The following is a 19805-nucleotide window of genomic DNA, read 5'->3' on the forward strand; positions in this document are numbered from 1 at the left end:
TGACAGTTGTCTTGCCATCGTCGTCAGAATAGCTTGATCAAACGGATCTGGGTCATACTGCCGACCTTTGCGTTGCGCGAACTGGTTGTCGCCATGTATTGCAGCGTCAACGCGGCGTCAATGCCAGGCACCATCGCGGTATAGAACGCACCGGCATTGAGGGATCGGTAGCGGCTTGGGCCCCAGGGGTTGTTCGAGTCGTCTTGGTATTGTTGAACGAAGACGGTGTGCAGTCCGATTACACCAATCCTAGTCTTGTATGCTGCCGCGCCCTCCAATCCGATCCAGTTTCCGCTGCGGAGGTCATTGTCCCGATTCTTCGTATTCAGGCCCAAGGTTACCTTTGCCGCGATGGCGATGTCCGGCGTCGGCAGGTAGGCCACTTGCGCCGACGGCCGCAGCGTGTAGAAATTGCCGGTGCCTATGTCGGGTGCAGGCGATGCGTTATAGCGTCCTGTCGGAATGACGAGGGATGCGCCCAGCAATACGCGCAGCTGTTCTGTCGTATAGAGCCAGCCGCCTTGCAACTCCAGGTCGCCGATGCCCGATACGTCGCCGCTGGAACTGGCTGCTTCGCCGGCAAGGTTTGACTGATATGTCGCGCCGAACTGGCTTGCGATGGCCTGCTGCGCGGCCGCGGGGACTGCGGGGTTCGCCTGCACGGCTGGCGTTGCGGCAGTAGCCCTGACCGATTGGGATTTGACGCCATACGGCAGAACGCCACCGAACGCGAAGCGACCACCGCCATAGTCCGCGTTGGTAATGTAGCCAATGCCGAGGTTGAACAGCTTGAAAGTGCCTGAGGCAGGGATCTGAGCGGCATTGGCGCCATACGTGGGATACGCCGTCACGGGGGTAGGGGACGGAAGTGGAATGGCGCCACCGGGGATCGGCTTCGTCAGTGTGTTGCCGTCGTTGCCGGTCACCTTTCTGATGTCGATATAGGTCGCTGCAACGCCAACTGCAAGCCCGGCGGCATCCGGGGGTGCAAACATTTCCCCTCCGATGCTGCCTGCTATGTTGTACCGCACCTGAAAGTCTTCTCCGGCATGCGCGGTCATGCTTGCAAGGCAAGTGATGGCCGAGATGGAAAGGCGATAAACAGAAGTCTGCAACACAAGGGTCTCCTCCTTGTTATTGAAGCGACGTAAAAGAAGCCCCGCCCGCCGGCGCCATGAAGTGGCCCCAGAGGGTTAGTTTTCTGTCTGCGGGGCGGCTAGCGCCTTCAGGCGGCCTTGGGGAGGCGCATGTCGAGGCGGACCTGTGGCGGATCGATCAAATCAAGGGCTCGCTGGAGGATGTGCTCGGCCTGAGAGGCCGGGCCTTCGGCGAGCACGCATCGGTCCGGGCGGACCACCACCATCCAGTCGAGCGGGGCCAAACGGGGCAACACGACCTCATCCAGCGCTTCGAGACGCCGGCCTTTGGGAGCGAGATGCTGCGCCTGGGCACGTTGGCACCATTGCCACACCTTGCCGCCGGCGAGGGACCAACGCGTCATGAGCTCAGGCGACAGCCGCGTTGCGGGGTCGAAACCGAATCCGATGACTGCACATTCAAGCCCCAGGCAATCGTCGCTAAGTGTCGGGATTCCGCTTTCAGCCGGTCGGACCCAGCCCTGGGGAAAGCTCGAACCTGCACGCAGCTTTTCGGTGCCGCGCAAGCGCACAAACAGGCCATTGTCGAACGTGTTTGCGGGCTTCACTTTCAAGTCTTCGAACAGGGCACGGCCACGTGGCAATAGCCGCATCGCGCTCATGCATCCGTGAATGGCGAGTGCCGCCGCTCTGTTGCGTGGCATGACAAGTGCCCCAAGGAAGCGCGCCAGGTTGATGATCTTCCTTGCGTGAGGCCGGCGTTCCTGGTCATAGCTGTCGAGAATCTGCTCGCTCGCCTGGCCGCGTAGCACCCACGCCAGCTTCCACCCAAGGTTCGCCACGTCTCGCAGGCCGGCCACCAATCCTTGCCCGGCAAAAGGTGGGGTAATGTGAGCGGCGTCACCAGCCAGGAAACATCGACCCTTCGAGAACGACTTGGCTTCGCGTGCATGAAATCGATACACAGCGGTGCGTTCGATCTGGATCTTTTCAACATCGCACCACGGCGCTAGCAGTTTGCGCACCGATTCTGGCCGCTCCATTTCCTCGGCACGTTCTCCCGGCTTCAACATGAATTCCCAGCGCTGGCGCCCCCCTGGCGCGACCATATGTGGCGTTGGCCTTGCCGGGTCGCAGAGAAATTCGCAATGGTCAATGGGATTCGGTACGCCTAGCGCGTCGACGATCAGCCAGTCCTGCTGGAATGTGCGGCCCTCGAAATCCAGCCCCAACTCACGCCGAACCAGTGAACCTGCGCCATCGATGCCAACCATGTACTTCGCCCTGACCTGCAGGGCAGGCGAGCCAGCTGATTTCACGATGGCATGCACATGGTGACCATCATCGACGAAGGATTGGAGTTCAGCCCCGAGACGAACGTCCACGGTGCGGTACGCTGACAGCTTCTTGCGCAGCACCGCCTCCAGCTCCGGCTGGTAGAACGTGACGAGCATCGGATGGCCATCGACAATCCTCGCGCTGTTGATGCGCGCAAAGCGGCCGAACAGCGGCGAGCGGTATTGCACCTTCGGAATTGCCACCGTGGCGAATTCTCCCTCCGCTACGCCCACGAGCTGCAGAATGCGCAGTGCCTCGTTGTCCAGCGCGATGGCGCGCGGCTTCGCAAAAATTTCCGTGGCGCGGTCGATGGCCAGGACGCGAATCCCGTAGCGGCCAAGCAGGTTGGCCAGCGCCGCCCCCACCGGCCCCAGTCCAACAAGCAGGACATCCGTATCGAGCATGCTCCCCTGCGGAGTCTTCTCAGCGTTCGTCATCATTGCTCCTGCCATGCGGAAATCACGGGATAGCGGGCTACCAATGCCATTGCCGCCTGACGTGACGCAACCGGCCCGGAGATATCGGCCACGGTACCGCGCTCGGGACAGAGCCGGGCTCTAACGTGGGTGTCAGACATGCCATGCCCGGCAAGCGCGGCCTGGATGACGTGCTCGATGGCGCGCAGTCGCAGGTCCGGCTTTGAGACCTTGCCGACGGCCGTAAGGGGTAGTGCTGGCATGATTTCGATGCGCACCGGCACCGCCGCACGTTCAGGAATCCTCTCGCGGGCGTATTCCATCAATGCTTCGGTGCAAGTCTTTTCGCCTGGCCTGAGTACCGCGAAGGCCACCGGCAATTCGCCCGCATGGGTGTCTGGCTGCCCAACCGCAGCAACCATGGCGACTGCGGGGTGCGCGGCGATTGCATCCTCGATCATCGACGGATCGATGTTATGGCCGCCACGGATAATCAGGTCTTTCGCGCGGCCGCACAGCGTGAGAGATCCATCCGCGTCAAGGCGGCCCAGGTCGCCCGTGTTGAACCATCCGCCCTCGATCCAGATGCCGCGGTTGTCGGCTTCCCGCAGGTAACCGGGAAAGACATTGGGGCCGCGTATGCCGATCACGCCGGTCGTACCGGCTTCGGCAAGCTCGGCGGGCCTGCCGTCTGCGCATAGCTTGAACAGCTTCAATTCCTGATACGGAATGCGGATGCCAACCGTACCGGCCTTGGGCGTGGCTTGTGGCGGGTTGACGGTCGACACGCAACTACCTTCCGTCAGGCCATATCCCTCGTGGATGCGAACACCAGTGAGCCCTTCAAACTCGTGTGCGACTTGACTGGGTAGCGGCGCGGCACCACAGAGAACGTGGCGCAAGGTCAGGATCCCGTCCGCAGGCAACGGCCTGGAAAGCAGTGCTGCCAGGATGGTTGGCACGGCGGAAAACGTGGTGGCCCCAAATCGGTTGGCAATCTCCCAGAAGGCGTCCAGCAGGCCCGGCGTCCGATAGCCGCCAGCTGTCAGCATGACGATTTCCGAACCGCTGTGAAGCGCACCGAGTCCGGTCACCATGGCGCCATTCACGTGGAAAAGCGGCAACCCCGCCAGCATCACGTTGCGCCGGTCGTCGATCCGTTGAAGGACCCATGCCATCACGGCTTCATTCAGGTGACTGTGCACGGCCACCTTGGGATACCCGGTGGTGCCACCCGTATGAAAATAGGCGCACGGCTCGGTGGGGGTGAATCGCCGCCCGCTGATCAGCCGCGTGCTGTCGGATTCGGCCAGCGCGTCATGGAAGTCAAGCACCTGCACGCCGGGACGGCTCGGCATCTTGCCGCGGGGGATGTGACCGCCGGAACCGGTACGCCGCCCCATCGCCGCCGTCGGGTCGACCTGCAGGATCGTCTCGATCCGAGGCAGCCTGTCCGCGACTTCCACGGCTTTTTCCCAGATACTCCCTTCGGTGGCGGGCCCCAGGGCGATGACAACCTTGGCTTCCGTCTCTTCGCAGATCCGGGCAACGTAGCTGGATTCCAGCATCGGGTTGATCGGGCTGGCGATGCCGGCAGCCTCGGCACCCCATAGTGCCAGGTGGCTCTCGATCAGGTTCGGTAGCAGGATTGCGACTGGCACGCCCGGCGTGATACCCAGGTGGTGCAGTGTATTAGCGGCGCGATGGATGCCTTCCAGCAATTCGGCATAACGGACGTCGCGCGTCGGCGCGCAGGGGCTGCCATCCAGTAGGAGCCGCAGGGCCACGCGTTCCGACCAGCGCTCGCAAGCGGTCCGTAGTACCTCGTAAGTGTTTGTGGCGCGGATCACGTACTGCCAGGGCGTTCGTTCGATCTGTTCCACGTCCTCCAGTCGCCTGACGACCTCTGGCATGGCGCTGATTGCAAGGCTGCTCATAAGACTTCACTCTCATTCCAAATACTGCGATGGGATGCCACATGTTTCGTCGCCAACTGGCGTGGTCGTCATGCCGGTGCGATAACGGTGGTCTGCTCACCCAGGTCGATAGTGCCGTCATCCGTGCGAATCGAGGCCCGGATGCTATCGCCGGGCCGAAGGTAGGCGGGATTGGTCAGGCCGCGGCGCACAAACATGCGCCATTTGCCGGCGTCGCTAAGAAGATGCCTCGCCATGAACATAGCGAGCTTGCCCGGCGCGCGGGCCGCGCAACCGGCAGGCGTACCGGTGGCGATCAGGTCGCCTGTGTGAACGTCGTGCATGGATGCCAGTTCCGTCAAGGTTGAAGCCGGCGCATGGATCATATCGGCGCAGTAGGCGTCCTGCCGGGGCTGTCCGTTGACATCCAGGCGCATCCGCAATTCCGGCCAACGTTGCCATTCTTCCGGTGTCAGCAATATGAGCCCAGGGCCAACGGGCCCGAAGCCGCGATAGCTCTTGCCCTTGTAGAACTGACCCTGCGGCAATTGCACGTCACGTGCCGACAGGTCATTGACGATGGTCACGCCGGCAAGCCAGTCACCGAGAGCGTCGGGGCTGACCTTCACGCCAGGTTGCAAATCCCGCCGCAACACCAGCCCGAGCTCGATCTCGTAGTCGAGCAGCTTGACGTGGGCCGGGGAGGCAACCGGAGCATCCGCGGCCGTGATGCATGAGGATGCCTTCGTGAAGATGGTGTTGAAGGGAAAATTCTCGACACGCAGACCGGATTCCATGACGTGGCTGCGGTAGTTGATACCTTGGCAGAGGAATTGCTGGTTCTGCGTGACGGGTGCGAGAAGCTGGACGGCCTCGCGCGGAATCGTTGCCTGCGCCGCTGGCACTTGCCAGATGCTTTGCCAGTGTTTGGCAAGCAACTCGCCTGTGGTCGCGGCGTTGGCCTGCAACGGCGCGATGCGCGCGCCAAAGAGAATGCCCCATTGCGGGCCATCCGTATGGATGTAGCGAATTACGGTACGAGACATGATACTTCCTAGGGAATTGCTAAGTTCTAAAGCCAGGGTCTGGCGGGTGCACCCAGTGCCGTTTCAATCAGCTTGAGCCGCGCCGGCGCTATCGCCTTGCGCCGTACCAGGCTCAGCACCTTCAGCACATTGCGCAACGTCTTTCTTGGCTTCATGGAAGCCGGCGCGTCTGCGCCCCAGGCCCAGATGCCGCCGAAATCAAGCGGCGAGTAAGCGGTTTCGAAATCCGCGGTGAAAAGGTCCCCATCGGTGTAGTGCTCCAGTTCGAAGCCGTCCGGGTCGCGCCAGTAGTCGAACAACTGGCTTCCCAGCAAGTGCCGCCCGATGCCCCACATGTGCGAATGGCCTTGCGCACGCAGCACCTGTTGACCTTGCCCGAGCGCATCGAGATCGATGACTTCGTACGCGCTGTGCTCGTATTTCTCTTCGATGCCACCCACCAGTACGAGGGTGTGGTGGTCGGCTGGCGCCTGGCCAAGGTCGAGCCGGCAGAAGGCCAGGTTGGGACTGCCATCCGCGAGGTACTGCACATCGGTCGGAATGACACCAAGTACGGTCATGTACCACGCCGCCATGGTGGCAAAGTCCACGGTTTGAAATACAACATGACCAAGCCGGACAATACTGGCCGGCTCAATCGGAGTGCGAACGGTGCGGTTGACTCGCGGCGCATGTTGCGCCGTGTTGGTCAACGTCATAGGCAGCCGCATGGAAAGAGGCTCGACGCGCTGCTGACCTTGCACGAGCCAGACACTGCGCCCGGAAGGATCGAATAGCTCGACACCGCGGCCGCCTCCAGGAATCTGCTGTTCGGACAACCACGTAGCGCCAAAGCGATCGACATACCGATGCAAGTCGGTATCGTCGGACATGCGAAAGGCTGGCCCGACGAAGCGGCTCGCCGCCGAACGCTCGGCAACGGCAATGCAAGGGGCCGTCCCGACGCCGCGGGCCGTGATCCGGTCAGGCGAGACGCTGACCAGGTGCATGCCGAAATCGCGCCAGAAGCGTTCAGTCGCCGGCAGGTCTCTCTTTTCCCAGCGAAGGAACGCCAGTTCCACGGCTCTACCGAACGGCTTTAGGCGAGTGAGCTGTTGCACGCCAGGTGGCAGTCGGCTCTCCGGGTAAGACTCCGGCTGGCGGAGCATGACAGTCGATTTGGGCATGAGGTCTCCAACCGCTGAGCGGTCCATTTGAGATTGTTTTGGATCAGCGCCGTGCACGCAGGTGCTGCTAAGGAGGCGCCACGGCGCTTGCGACGTCGTAATGCGGGGTCAAGCGACGTCGTTTATGAGCGTGATAATAGTCTAATCGTCATAATGACGAAAACCTCGTTAACACCTAGAGGGTGCGACAAGGTGGGGCGGTCGCAGCGCCCCGCCGTGCGCAAGGTGCGGGGCGTTTCGCGTCTACCGGCCAAGGGATTGCATGCCGGCTGCTATACGAGCCGCATCGCCCGGAGCACTGGCGACCGAAATGGCTGCGACCCTGGGTGTCTCCCGGTTCGGCACCGTACCGGTGCGCAGTTGAGTCGGGTAAGCGACACACCGAAAGAGCCGGGTTGACGACTTGGATACGCGATCGTCGGCGTGCGGCCGTGGGCCCCCGGCCCCGCGCTGCGAAGACGGATTCTGTGGGGCAGCCAGCACTTCATCGAACGCAAGGTGCGGTTTGAACTGTTATGCGCGCTATCCAACACGGGCTGGGTGAGCCGAATAGCGGCCCAAAGTCTATGTGAGCGACGATCAGCGGAATACGGCAAACCGTATGGTGATCGGCATTTTCGGTAACCTATATCTTGCGACGGGCGGTCATTACGCTTCTAATGAGTTCGTGGCAGGCGAAGGCTGGCAGAGGGCGATATGCGCTGCACAAAATGCGGGTTCGAGAACCCCGCGGGAGGGAAATTCTGCGAGGAGTGCGGGCAAAGGCTTGCGCAGATCTGCCCGCAATGCGGCCAGGAGTCCAGCCCCACAGCAAAGTTCTGCGGTTCTTGCGGCGCGCCCATGACGGAGCTGGCCGCAACGCTAGTCGCTGCCGCAGTGCCAACGCCCGCTGTCCCCGCACCGGTTCTTTACACACCGCCCTATCTCGCCGAACGCATCCTCGCCGAGCAGGCCGCGATGGAGGCCAGGGGACAGGCTGCCGGCGAACGCAAGACCATTACGGCGCTGTTTGCGGACATGGCCGGCTCGACCGCCTTGATCCAGGACCTGGACCCCGAAGAAGCACGCGGGCTGATCGACCCCGTGATTGGGCTGATGATGGAGGCCGTGCATCACTACGAGGGATACGTTGCCAAATCCCTGGGCGATGGCATCCTGGCGCTGTTCGGCGCGCCGATTGCCCACGAGGACCACCCCTTGCGGGCGTTGTACGCGGCGCTGCGTATGCAGGAAACGATTCGGCGCCTTGGTGACCGGTTCCGTCTGGAGCAGGGTGTCCCGCTGCAGATCCGGGTTGGCATCCATACCGGCGAAGTGGTGGTGCGCTCGATCCGCAAGGACGACTTGCGCGCGGACTACGACCCGGTGGGGCACACGATCCATATCGCCTCCCGGATGGAAGGCGTCGCAACACCGTCGTCGATCCTCGTCAGCGAATCGACCCATAAGCTGACCGAGGGGTACTTCGAGTTCAAGGGCCTCGGGACCACGCGCGTGAAGGGCATTCGGGAGCCGCTTGCGGTCTATGAGGTGCTCGGCCTAGGCCCCTTGCGCACGCGTCTGCAAGTGGCGGCGCTTCGCGGTCTGGCGCGTTTTGTCGGCCGCCAGGCCGAATTGGAGCGCTTGCAGGAGGCGTCGGAGTCGGCCAGGGCGGGGCGAGGGCAGATCGTTGGGGTGGTGGGCGACGCGGGCGTCGGCAAGTCGCGCCTGTACCACGAGTTCAAGGCACGCTCGCAGCGGGGCTGCATGGTGCTCGAAACCTTCTCGGTTTCGCATGGCAGGGCCTTTCCCTATCTGCCTTTGATCGATCTGTTGAGAAACTACTTTCAGATCACCGCGCAGGATGACGAACGGCTGTATCGCGAGAAAGTCACCGGCAGGTTGCTGACCCTGGATCGCACACTGGAGGACCATCTGCCCTACCTGCTTTACTTGCTCGGTATCAGCGAAGCGGGCTCGGCGCTGCCCAAGATGGATGCCACCATCCGGCGCCAGCGCACCTTCGAAGCCATTGCACGGCTACTTGTGCGTGAGAGCCAGAATCAGCCGCTGATGGTCTTGTTCGAAGACTTGCAATGGCTGGACAGCGAGACCGAGGCCTTTCTCAATATCCTCATCGAGCATGTGCCGCGCACCAGATTGCTTCTGCTCGTCAACTACCGCCCGGAATACGCGCATGACTGGGGCGGGAAACATTACTACACCCAATTGCAACTGGAACCGCTGGGGCAAGCGGAGGCACAGGGCTTGCTCACGGCGCTGTTGGGAGACCATCCCTCGCTCGTGTCCCTGAAACTGCTCATCCTGGCTAAGACGGAGGGTAATCCGTTCTTTATGGAGGAAGTCGTCAAGACGCTGGCCGAGGAGAGCGTCTTGCTTGGCCAGCCCGGCAGCTACCGGATCGAGAACGCCCCTTTGTCACTTCATATTCCGACGACCGTGCAGGGGGTGCTCGCCGCCCGTATCGACCGGCTTCCCGTCGCCCAGAAGGACTTGCTGCAGACCCTTGCGATCATCGGCAAAGAGTTTCCCTTGAGTCTGATCCAGCATGTCACTGCGCAACCGGAAGAGGCACTGCGCCCACTTCTGGGTGACCTTCAGGCCGGCGATTTCATTTACGAGCGCCCCGCATTCCCGGAAGTGGAGTACGCGTTCAAACATGCGCTTACCCAGGAGGTGGCCGCTAACTCCCTGCTGACCGGTCAGCGCAGTGTGCTGCATGAACGCACGGCCCGGGCCATCGAGACACTGTTTCCAGGCCGGCTGAAGGATTATTGCAGCGAACTGGCTCACCATTACAGCAAGAGTGGTAACGTGCCGAAGGCCATCGAATACCTCCATCTTGCGGGCCAGCAGGCCTTGCAGCGTTCAGCACAGCTCGAAGCGATCCATCATCTCAGTGCAGCCCTCGAACTGCTCAAGTCCGTGGCAGACACCCCCGAACGTGCACGCGAGGAACTCACCCTGCTCCTGACCCTCGGTCCTGCCTGGATGGCCGCTCGAGGCTATGGTGCGCCAGAGGTGGAGGCCACCTACACGCGTGCATTAGCCTTGTGCGAACAGGGCGGGGAAATACCGCAGATCTTCTCGGCACAGCTAGGACTGTGGTCGTTTTATCTATTGCGTGCGCAACTCAGTACGGCACACGCCTTGGCGCAGCGGCTGCTCTGTCTCGCGCAGGATAAGCAAGATCCGGAACAGCTCGCGGAGGCGCACCGCATTCTCGGCGCCACCTTGTTCCGTCTGGGCGAGATCAGGATGGCCCGGACCCACATGGAGCAGGCGCTGGCACTGCACCGCCCCGAGCGGCAAACATACAGCAAACTTCTACGCTACGCGCCGAACCTCGCCCTTCATATCCGGAGCACGTTAAGCTGGACGCTCTGGTTTCTGGGCTTGCCGGACCAGGCGCGCGCGCGCAGCGAGGAAGCGCTGGCTCTGGCCAGAAAGTCCTCTGATCCGTTCGGCCTTGCCTTGTGCCTGATCTTCGCGGCCGAATTGCACCAGTACCGGCGCGAAGTGCAACTGGCGCGTGAGTATGCAGGCGCCGCCATCGCACTTTCGAGCGACCACGGATTCCCCCTCTATCTGGGTTGGGGAACGATCCTGCGCGGCTGGGCGCTGGCCGAGCAGGGTAGTCATGAGGAGGGAATCTCGCAAATACACCAAGGCCTCAGCGCCCACGAAGCGACCGGAGCGGCATTGGGTCGGCCGAGGCTTCTGGCACTGCTCGCCAACGCTTACGGAAAAGCGGGGCAAGCCGAGGAGGGGCTTCGCGTGCTGAGTGAGGCGTTGGCTCTGGTGAAGAACACGGGCGAGCGGTTCGCTGAGCCGATTCTGCTTCGGCTCAAGGGGGAACTGATTCTAATGTTGTCTGACGGCGAAGCCGGCTCGTCCACCAGGACCAAAGAAGCCGAAGCGTGTTTTCAGGCGGCAATCGCCATGGCTCGTGACCAGGGTGCCAGGTCAGTCGAGCTGAAAGGCGCGCTGAGCATGGCCCGGCTATGGCAACGCTGCGGCAAGACGGATGCTGCGCGCTCGATCCTGGCCGGTATTCATGGCACGTTCGCCGAGGGATTCGATACCGTTGACTGGCAAGACGCAAAAGTACTGTTGGAAGAGCTGACGTAAGCGGCCAGGCCAGGCTCGCGCAGGCGTCTGCCGACGACGCGTGGCCGGCCGAGTATTCTCAGGCCGCCGAGGCGCGGGCTATTCCGGCTGGATGCCGGCGGCTTTGATCACCTCAGCCCATTTCGCGGTCTCGCTGCGCACGAACGCTGCCAGCTCTTCTGGCGTCGATGGGGAGGGTTGGCCTCCGGTCCGGCCGAAGTACTCGGTAGCCTCCGTGCGCGCCAGCCCCTGTTGAATCAGCTGGCTCATACGCGCGACGACCGGTTTTGGCGTGGTGGCAGGGAAGAAGGCGGCAACCCAAGCCGTCATCTCGTACCCTGGCAAGCCGCTTTCCGCCATGGTCGGGACATTGCCGAGCAGGGGATGGCGCCTGGACGTGGTCACGGCGACTGCGCGCAGCTTGCCGTTCTGGATGAATGGCAGGGCTGGATTGATGTCGGAAATCATGAAGTCGACCTGGTGGCCCATCAAGTCGGTCAGGGCCTGCGGCACGCCCTTGTAGGGCACGTGCAGCGCCGGGGCGCCGCTCTTGATCTTGTAGAGCTCACTGGCGACCCGGGTGGAGGAACTGCCGCTGGCGAAGGACATCTTGCCTTGCCGGTCTTTCGCCAGCGTGGTCAGCTCTGCCACCTTCTGCACCGGGCTGTCGGATGGCACCACCAAGACCAATCCGCTCTTGGCGATCAACGAAACCGGCGCGTAATCTTTGATGGGATCATAGGGCAGCTTCTTGAAGAGGGACGCATTGGCCGCGTGGGTGGTATTTGTCGTGATAAGCATCGTGTAGCCATCTCCGGGCGCTGTCGCGACCGCCGTGGCCGCGATGAACCCGTTGGCACCGGGGCGGTTTTCCACGACGACGGACTGGCCGGTCTGGGCAGTGATGATCCGCGCGATGTAGCGCGCGGCGTTGTCCGTTCCACTGCCTGCAGGGAAGGGCACCACCACACGGACCGGTTTGGCCGGATACTCGTTCAGGGCATCCGCCCACACCAGTTGCGACGCCGCGGAGGCAGCGACTAGTCCGGACAGCAGGGCGAGCATGCGTCGCCGGGGAAATCGCTGGATCATCTTGTCTCCTCCCGTATCTCGGGATCTGATTGATTCACTTGGTCGAGCTTGCGTCAGGTCAGCGGATCGTGTGCGCGAATGACAATCAGCTCGCGCTTCCCGTCTGCCGATTCGAGGCTGAGTTCCGCACCGTCGGGAACGTAGACCCACTCCCCGGTCCCGGCGGCGAAACGCTCCCCTTCGATGCGCCCGTGGATCTTGCCGCTGCGCACGAAGAGCACCTGCTCGGTCTCGCCAAGCCTGTGTGGCTCGGCGCCGCCATCCGGATCAAGGTCGACCATGTAGATGTCGAGAAACCGGGAATCGACGGTCTGGCGTGTGATGACCGGCCTGGCGAGCGCGCCACGGTAGTGCGGCAGCTCGATCGCTTCGGTGCTGATTGGAACGTCGCGGACATCGGCGGCACCGGCCTGAAGGCGCGGGTCGTCCGGGCCGGTCGCGATCACCGCTGCGTTCGGGTTTTCGCTGTATGGCGGAGCGTAGACCACCATCACTTGTACCGGTTCGTCGCCGATGACCTCGAAGCGATGGAAGACGCCGGCCGCGTTGAAGCTCCAGTCCCCTGCGCGCAAGATGCGCTGTTTTCCGGGTAGTTCGCCGATACCCTCGCCGGCGAGCAGGAACGACGCCTGTTCGAGGTCCGGGTGTGCGTGCGGCAACGCGCCTTGGCCCGGGGAAATCGTGCCCAGCAGGACCTCGAGTCGGCGCGCGCCGACAGTCTCCTTGCCAATGATGCGCTGGTTCGCCGTGCCCGTGTGGTTGGCCGGTGCGTACGCGGGCACGTCGGCGGCCCTCCGCACAAAGGATGATGTCATTTCGATGTCTCCTTGTTCAAATAGTGAAGTCTGTCAGTGAAGTCTGTCGCTCAGCGGCGGCTATCGGGGATGGCCAGCGCCGGATAGTGCTCGGTCAGCTTGGCTGGAATTTCCAAATCCAGGATGAAACGGTCGCCGCGGTACCAGAACTGCCCTGCCAGGAGCACATTGCCGTCGACGTCCAGTGTCGATCGGATGATCCTGGCGATTGGCGCCCCGAAGCCATAGGCGAGATCGCGTGCCAGGATATAGTCGGCCGGCTCAACCGTCATAGTCTGCTGCATCATGCCAAGGCGGTCGCCTTCGACCTGGCGCAGCAGATGACCAAGCTTGTGGTGTTTTTCGGCACCGCGGGGAAAGCGGGCAAATACTGACGAGGCTACATACATCTCGATCAGGCAGAATGGCGTGCCGCCATGTACATGCAGTTTGCGCACCATCACATAGCTGTCAAGCGGCGTGCCGCGCCGGACCAGGCCCGGTCGCAATGCCACGCCCCCGCGCATTTCCAGGATGCGGATCTCCAACTCGCCGCCATGGGCTGATTCGTCATTGATGGCGGAGCGCAGCCCTTGTCCAGGTTCTGATGGCTGCTTGATGACGTGTGTGCCACGACCGCGCTGGCTGCTGACCAGCCCCTCTTCCGTCAGCGCGGCAAAGGCCTGGCGCACGGTGACTTTGGCGATCCCGTAGGTTTGCGCGAGGCTATCCACGGTTGGCAGCTGCATGCCCACCGGGTACTCGCCCGAAACGATCCTGTGTCGGATGACGCTGGCCAGTTGTCGGTATCGCGTCACGCCGCCGGTGCCGTCGTCGGCGAGGATGACGCTCTCGTTGGCAGCTGCGATGGGCGCACTCCTCGTCATGACAATAGCTCCCGCGGCACGCGCACCGGCATGGTCAGCAGGATCTGCGCCATGCCCTTGCCGAGTGGATCATTGCGCAGCGACGCCATGCCGCCGCCATCCAGGGCCGACTCGCAGACAAAGTTCATGGCGTCGAAGCCGGGTAGGTCATAGCATGTCACCGGCCCCTTCACCAGGTACCCAAGCCAGTCCGCCACGCGCGCCACCGTCACTTCGGCTCGCAGCACGGGCAGGTACGCCGGCCGGCGGGCGATCAGCCCGACGTTCGAGGTATCCCCCTTGTCGCCGCTACGGCCATAGGCAAGCCGTATCAGCGGAACTTCGACGGTATCGTGTTCCGCAGGGCCGGCGCCCTTTTGTTCAGCGACTGCGGGTGCCGCGGGCGCGACCGGTGCCGATGGGCTGCCTGAAGGAATGGTGACGCCGCTGCGTACGCCGTTCATCACCACTGCCGGGGTCAGTGCGCTCTTGTCGAGCAGGAATGCATACTGGCGGATCGATGGCGAGGGACTGGAACGCCCACCAGCCGAGCCCGTCGTGCCAGGCGCCCAACTTGTCCCCGCCGCGGCAATTTCCCGCGCGAACAGTTCCAGCGCCGCCTTCTCGGGATGCATGACCGCCAGCCGCATCACCGCCTCGCGGGTGTGTCGGACGGCAGCATGTGGCCCGAAGCAGGACTCAGCTCCCAGCACCTCGATCCGGGTGCGACTGTAGTCCCCCCACCCGTTCTCCCCGAAAAGCTTGCGCGTGCGGGCGAGGATCGCCTCCGCCGTGCGTTCCGCCTTGGCGACCGCGTCGACGCCGACGATGGAAAGCTGCGCGTTGCAACGAAAGCCGTTGACATAGGTGGCACAGACTTTGTAGGCATTGCTCGGGGCCCGCCCGCGTGCGCCGCTGACTTCCACCAGGTCCGGTGCGGCTTGCCGAAGGCTTACTTGCGTGAAATCGCAGGTGACATCTGGCAGCAGGTAGGTGGCTGGGTCGCCGATCTCGTACAGCACCTGCTCTCCGACCGTGGCGGTATTGACTAGTCCCCCGGTGGCAGGGGGCTTGCCGACAACGAAGGTGCCGTCGGCACGGCACTCGACCACCGGATAGCCAATGTCGTGCCAGTCCGGTACGCTTTCCCAGTCGGTATGCAAGCCGCCCGTCGCTTGGCACCCACATTCGATGATGTGGCCGGCCAGACTGCCTTGCGCCAGGCGATCATAGTCGTCCGCATGCCAGCCGAACTCGTGCATCAGCACGCCGAGTGTCACGGCACTGTCCACGCAGCGTCCGGTGATGACGATCTGGGCCCCCTGGTCCAGTGCCTGCCGGATAGGCAACGCGCCCAGATAGGCATTGGCGCTGACCACGTGCTCTGGCAAGGGGCGGCCTCGCTGCATGTCTTGCACACCGGCTTCGCGCAGCTGGGGAAGCAGGGGCATCACATCATCGCCTTCCACCACGGCAATGCGCAGCGTCAGGCCCTGTTCCGCCGCCAGAGCGGCAATGGCCTGCGCACACCCGTGCGGGTTCATGCCACCGGCGTTGCTGACCACGCGGATCCCGCGTGCGGCGATCTCCCCGATCAGGGCCTTCATTGTCACCGTCACGAAGTCGGTGGCGTAACCCAGCTCCGGCTTGCGCAATCGGGCAGCGGCCAGAATCGACATGGTCAGTTCGGCCAGATAGTCGAACACCAGGTAATCGATATCACCGTGGCGCACAAGCTGTGGCGCGCCGACACTGCTGTCGCCCCAGAAGCCAGAAGCACCGCCAATGCGTACCCTTTTCGCGTCCATTCCCATCTCCCTATCTGCCAGTCCACTTGGGCTGGCGTTTCTCGCGGAATGCCAGTTGGCCTTCGCGCGCGTCCTCGGTCAGCGCAAACAGCCCTATCTGGCTTTCCGTGAACGCCATGGACTGCTCGAACGACATGGTTTCCATATGCTTGAGCGTGTACAGCCCCCGACGGATGGCGGCGGGCGAATTGTTCAGCAGGCGGGTCAGCAGCAAGTCCAGCCTGGCGTCGAGATCGTCGCTGACATCGTTGACGAGTCCTGCGGCCAGCGCTTCCCTCGCGGACAGTGGCTCGCCGCACAGGCACAATTCGGTGAGCGTGCGACGTGGCACCAGGTGCTGCAGCACGCTCAAGACCTGCGCCGGGAACAAGCCCAGCTTGATCTCCGGCAGGCCGAAGCGGGCGCCTTCGCTAGCTATCGCCAGGTCGCACATCGCCATCAGTCCCATGCCACCCGCCATGCAGGTCCCGTTGACCCGTGCGATCAGCGGCACTGTTGACTGCCTGGCGCAGCGGAACAGGTCAGCCATCCCTTGGTAGGGATCCGCGTAATCGAACGTGAACGATTTTCCGGTCTGCAGATCGGCGCCGGCACAGAATGCCTGTTCGCCAGTTCCCGTAATGACCACAGCGCGGATGTCGGCATCGCGATCGGCGCGCAGGATGCCGTCGCGGAGTCCCTGCAGCACCCCCGGCGTGATGGCATTGCGGCGCTCCGGCCGGTTGATGGTCAGGTAGAGTGCTGCGTCCCGGACCTCGCACAGCAGTTCATCATTCATGGGGCGTTTCTCCTTCGGTTCGTTGCGCTCTTGCCCCATCCCTGGAGATGCCTGACGCGAACAGCGTATCGATGGAGGCCTCGTCGTAGCCGGCCTCACGCAGTACCTCACGGCTGTGCTCACCCAGGCCGGGTGCATGGCGGCGGCTTGTCGGTGGGGTGCCGTGCCATTCGCTGGGCACCGCCATCTCCCGGATACGCCCCACGGCTGGGTGGTCCGATTCGCTGAAGAAACCGATATCCCGCAAATGGGGATCGTCCAGCAACGACTCGAACGTGTGCATCGGGAAGACCGGAACATCGGCCTCCTTGAGCAGGGTGCGCCACTCCTCGGTGGTGCGCTTGGCCATTTCGTTACTGACCATCGCATACAGTTCGGTGATGTTGGCGGTGCGGGTGTTCATGTTGGCGAAGCGCGGATCGGTGTCGTACAACTCCGGCTTGCCAATGACCTGGAGGAAGGCCCGCCAATGATGATCGTGATAGATCAGACAGCAGACATGTCCGTCCTTCGTCTTGTATGGGCGCCGTTCGGGCGAGAGCAGGCGCGGATAGCCGAAGCCGCCCTTTGGCGGGACGAAGGTCTCGCCATACAGGTGGTCTCCCATCACATAGGGAACCATGGTCTCGAACATGGGGACATCAACGCGCTGGCCCTTGCCGGTGCTCCCCCGCGAATACAGGGCGGCACAGATCACGCCGAAAGCATAGAGCCCCACCGAGCGATCCGCGATGGTGATTGGCAGGTATCGGGGACTGTCGCCGCTGCCCAGCGAAACGGCCAGCGGCAGGCCGGTTGCGGCCTGGATCAGATCATCGAAGGCAGCCTGGGGGGCGTAGCGTCCGCGCTGCGAAAAGCCGAACATGCCGACGTAGACCAGGCGCGGATTGATGGCCGATAGCGTTTCATAGTCCAGCCCCAGCCGCTGCATGGCCTGTGGGCGCACGTTGTAGGCCAGCACGTCAGCATCCCGTACCAGGCAAAGCAGGGCCTCGCGTCCCTCGGGCGCCTTCAGGTCAAGCACGATGCTACGCTTGTTGCGGTTCAGGCCGAGGAAGAGCGGCCCCAGCTTTTCATCGCCGCAGGGACCTATGCCGCGCGTACTATCTCCGGTTGGAGACTCGACCTTGATCACGTCGGCGCCCAGGTCAGCCAGCATCTGGGTAGCCGAGGGCCCCATGAACACTGACGTGATGTCAACCACTTTCACGCCGGCCAGCGGCCCCGTTGTCTCGTCTTTCTTCATATCCATTTCATCTCGGTGGGTCAATGTATGACGGCTGGCCCCGAGGCCACTGTTCCCTGCCTGGCCGGTGTTGAACCGGCAGCCGAGTACATAGTTCTATAAGTCGACCTATCGAAAAAGCGGAAGGTAGGTCAAGTGCCGCGCGCTGCCTGACGGGGGAGACATCTGGCCGATGGGCTACTGGGGCCCGCCGTCGAGTTCTGGTATCCGCTTCTTGATTTTCGAGATTGTGTGGATCTTCACCCGTTGCGCCCACGGACCATCGATGGTGCGCAGATTCTTTCCCACGAGATGCGCCAAGCCAAGCTCGTCACTGAGCTGCGAGAGCGACGTCTCGATATCGAGCGAGAGGTTGGTGACAAGAACGTCGCCGCCATGGAAGACGAGGCTGTTCGACCAGAGAAAGCCTTTGGGTGCCCCCTTGCGATCGATGCCGTCGAAGTCGCCGAGCTTGGCAATCACCCGCCCCTGCGTCGGCTCGAGCACGAGAATCTCGTTGGACTGGTTGCACGCGATCCAGAGGTTGTCGTGCTCATCGATCTTCACACCGTCGGGTCCGCCGCCGATCCGGTTGACGAAGACTTCAGGCGTGCCGGGCTCAAGCGTCGAGCCGGTCAGCGGTATCTTGACAACGATGTCGTTCGCCGTATTGGCGACGAACATGGCCGTTTTCTTGTTGTTGAACGCCAAGCCATTGGCGCCGATGGTCGGCGGGATCCGCGTGGGCTTCAGCAGCGCGCTGGTGACCCATGCCGACGCTTCGCCGCCGTCGGGTCCGACCTTCCAGATGATGCCCTGGTGGGCGTCGGTCACGTAGACGTTTCCGGCGGGGTCGAACGTCAACCCGTCGAGGCCGGGGTTCTTGCCGGTGACCGTCATGAACACGGACGAGGCACCTGTACTGGGATCGACGCTCAGGACCTTCGCGCCCAGGTAGTCGACGACGAGCAACTGACCCGTGCGAGGATGGAAGCCGACGTCAAGCAACATTCGGCTCGAGCCCTTGATGCTGACAGTGCGCAGGTGCTTGCCCTGCGGGTCGAACACGAGAAGCGCGCCCTCACTCGTCCTGGGTTTTTCCACCGCCACCGTGACGACGTAGACGTTGCCTTCGCGGTCCACGGCGATCCCCTCTGGATGCGCCTCCCCCGGGGGCAAAGTGGCGAATGTCTCGACCTTGCCGCGCTCCCAGGCTCTTGCGGCTAGCGGCGTCGCCAGCAACACGAGCAATATCAGCATCGGCAGTATCGGCATCCTCTGGGCTTTGATCATTCTCATGTTGCACTCTCTCAATCTCGCGGATTGATGGATCGTCACTGATTGTTCTGATCGGTGTCGTACACGCTGGTCTCCAAGGAGCAGAGGAACGGCACCGCGCAGGCCGACGAGCGGCCTGTCATGGTGTAAGTCGCTTTTTATTCCTTGGTAACGTCGGCGCCGTTGCCGCGGACGTAGGGCACCGGTCCGATGCCACGCGCCGCCGCGAGAGCGTGGATCGCGTACTGAATCGAGAGCGCGTCATTGAGCGAGTGGAACGTGCCGTCCTCGTTGAAGCTCACTTGTGCACCTTCGATCCAGGCGATGGTGATCGTGTCCTCGGTGTTGTCCTCGGGGGTGTAGAAGGTGTGCACCGAGCCACCGGGCTCGTACAGGTAGGAGCCCGCCGTCTGCGGCTGGTCGGGGTACTCGCGATACTTCCAGCAGCCCTGGATCGTCCACACCTGCGCCGTACCGGTGTGGTAGTGAATCGGCAGGGAACAACCGGGTTCCACGATGGCCATGAAGACCCACTCTCCGCGCTCCGGGTCCAGGCGCAGCGGCTTGATGTGGATGCCCGGAAAGACATCCTTGATCAGCGGGATCTGCTCGATGTTGACGGTCAGGAGCTTGTCCTGCGGCAGGGCGGGCAGCGGCAGGAGGGCGCCGGTAGACGTGGTGGGCTGCGCGAGAATTCTTGCATTCATGAGTTGTCTCCGTTTGTTAGAGGAGGTGAAACAGTGGACGGAAACCGTCCTTTGGTGAGACAGAAGAGGCACGCCGGACCGGCGGCAAACTCAGGGCGGCGCCGGCAACGCGCCGGAGGAATAGAAGCGTCCAGCGCAAAGGTGAAGCCTGGCTAAGCGCTGCCGGGC

Annotated in this window: 14 protein-coding genes; 1 reads left to right on the top strand and 13 read right to left on the bottom strand. The window is 62.8% G+C overall.

Features of this window, described 5'->3' with window-relative positions:
* Window positions 1–23: 23 nt before the first annotated feature.
* The 5 genes from ACX12D_RS20355 to ACX12D_RS20375 form a co-directional block, all read right to left on the bottom strand.
* Window positions 24–1118 carry a transporter gene (locus ACX12D_RS20355; protein ID WP_459375333.1) on the bottom strand — a complete coding sequence of 365 codons (1095 nt, stop codon included), beginning with the start codon at window positions 1116–1118 and terminating at the stop codon, window positions 24–26.
* 107 nt (window positions 1119–1225) lie between these two features.
* Entirely contained in the window at window positions 1226–2875 is a 1650-nt protein-coding gene (locus tag ACX12D_RS20360) for a bifunctional 3-(3-hydroxy-phenyl)propionate/3-hydroxycinnamic acid hydroxylase (protein WP_459375334.1), read from the bottom strand.
* The gene (locus ACX12D_RS20365; protein ID WP_459375335.1) at window positions 2872–4788 is read right to left on the bottom strand and encodes an acyl-CoA synthetase; all 1917 of its coding nucleotides are present in this window, start codon (window positions 4786–4788) and stop codon (window positions 2872–2874) included. Before ACX12D_RS20365 ends, ACX12D_RS20360 begins: the two co-directional genes overlap by 4 nt.
* A gap of 68 nt (window positions 4789–4856) precedes the next feature.
* Window positions 4857–5735 (bottom strand): fumarylacetoacetate hydrolase family protein, encoded by an 879-nt coding sequence (locus ACX12D_RS20370; protein WP_459375336.1) that lies wholly within the window; start codon window positions 5733–5735, stop codon window positions 4857–4859.
* Window positions 5736–5839: 104 nt separating this feature from the next.
* Window positions 5840–6979, bottom strand: coding sequence for a VOC family protein (locus tag ACX12D_RS20375; protein WP_459375337.1), 1140 nt, complete (start codon window positions 6977–6979; stop codon window positions 5840–5842).
* Window positions 6980–7675: 696 nt separating this feature from the next.
* Between ACX12D_RS20375 and ACX12D_RS20380 the strand changes: the two genes are divergently transcribed.
* Complete coding sequence (locus tag ACX12D_RS20380; protein WP_459375338.1) at window positions 7676–11110, top strand: adenylate/guanylate cyclase domain-containing protein; 3435 nt, start codon at window positions 7676–7678, stop codon at window positions 11108–11110.
* Window positions 11111–11188: 78 nt separating this feature from the next.
* On the opposite strand, the gene ACX12D_RS20385 is transcribed toward ACX12D_RS20380, so the two are convergent.
* From ACX12D_RS20385 to ACX12D_RS20420, 8 genes are all read right to left on the bottom strand, one after another.
* Window positions 11189–12181 (bottom strand): Bug family tripartite tricarboxylate transporter substrate binding protein, encoded by a 993-nt coding sequence (locus ACX12D_RS20385; RefSeq protein WP_459375339.1) that lies wholly within the window; start codon window positions 12179–12181, stop codon window positions 11189–11191.
* Between the two features lie 53 nt (window positions 12182–12234).
* On the bottom strand, window positions 12235–12996 hold the full coding sequence (locus tag ACX12D_RS20390) for a cupin domain-containing protein (protein ID WP_459375340.1): 762 nt from the start codon (window positions 12994–12996) through the stop codon (window positions 12235–12237).
* Window positions 12997–13046: 50 nt separating this feature from the next.
* Window positions 13047–13862 (bottom strand): GntR family transcriptional regulator, encoded by an 816-nt coding sequence (locus tag ACX12D_RS20395; RefSeq protein WP_459375341.1) that lies wholly within the window; start codon window positions 13860–13862, stop codon window positions 13047–13049.
* Entirely contained in the window at window positions 13859–15649 is a 1791-nt protein-coding gene (locus ACX12D_RS20400; RefSeq protein WP_459375342.1) for an acyclic terpene utilization AtuA family protein, read from the bottom strand. Before ACX12D_RS20400 ends, ACX12D_RS20395 begins: the two co-directional genes overlap by 4 nt.
* 10 nt (window positions 15650–15659) lie before the next feature.
* Window positions 15660–16427: an enoyl-CoA hydratase/isomerase family protein gene (locus tag ACX12D_RS20405; RefSeq protein WP_459375343.1), complete on the bottom strand. Its 768-nt coding sequence runs from the start codon at window positions 16425–16427 to the stop codon at window positions 15660–15662.
* Entirely contained in the window at window positions 16420–17673 is a 1254-nt protein-coding gene (locus tag ACX12D_RS20410; RefSeq protein WP_459375344.1) for a CaiB/BaiF CoA transferase family protein, read from the bottom strand. The genes ACX12D_RS20405 and ACX12D_RS20410 overlap by 8 nt, the downstream gene beginning before the upstream one ends.
* Before the next feature lie 177 nt (window positions 17674–17850).
* Window positions 17851–18945 carry an SMP-30/gluconolactonase/LRE family protein gene (locus ACX12D_RS20415; RefSeq protein WP_459375345.1) on the bottom strand — a complete coding sequence of 365 codons (1095 nt, stop codon included), beginning with the start codon at window positions 18943–18945 and terminating at the stop codon, window positions 17851–17853.
* Between the two features lie 143 nt (window positions 18946–19088).
* Window positions 19089–19637 carry a 2,4'-dihydroxyacetophenone dioxygenase family protein gene (locus ACX12D_RS20420; protein ID WP_441631025.1) on the bottom strand — a complete coding sequence of 183 codons (549 nt, stop codon included), beginning with the start codon at window positions 19635–19637 and terminating at the stop codon, window positions 19089–19091.
* Between the last annotated feature and the right edge of the window lie 168 nt (window positions 19638–19805).

This window comes from Cupriavidus sp. PET2-C1, assembly GCF_054515855.1.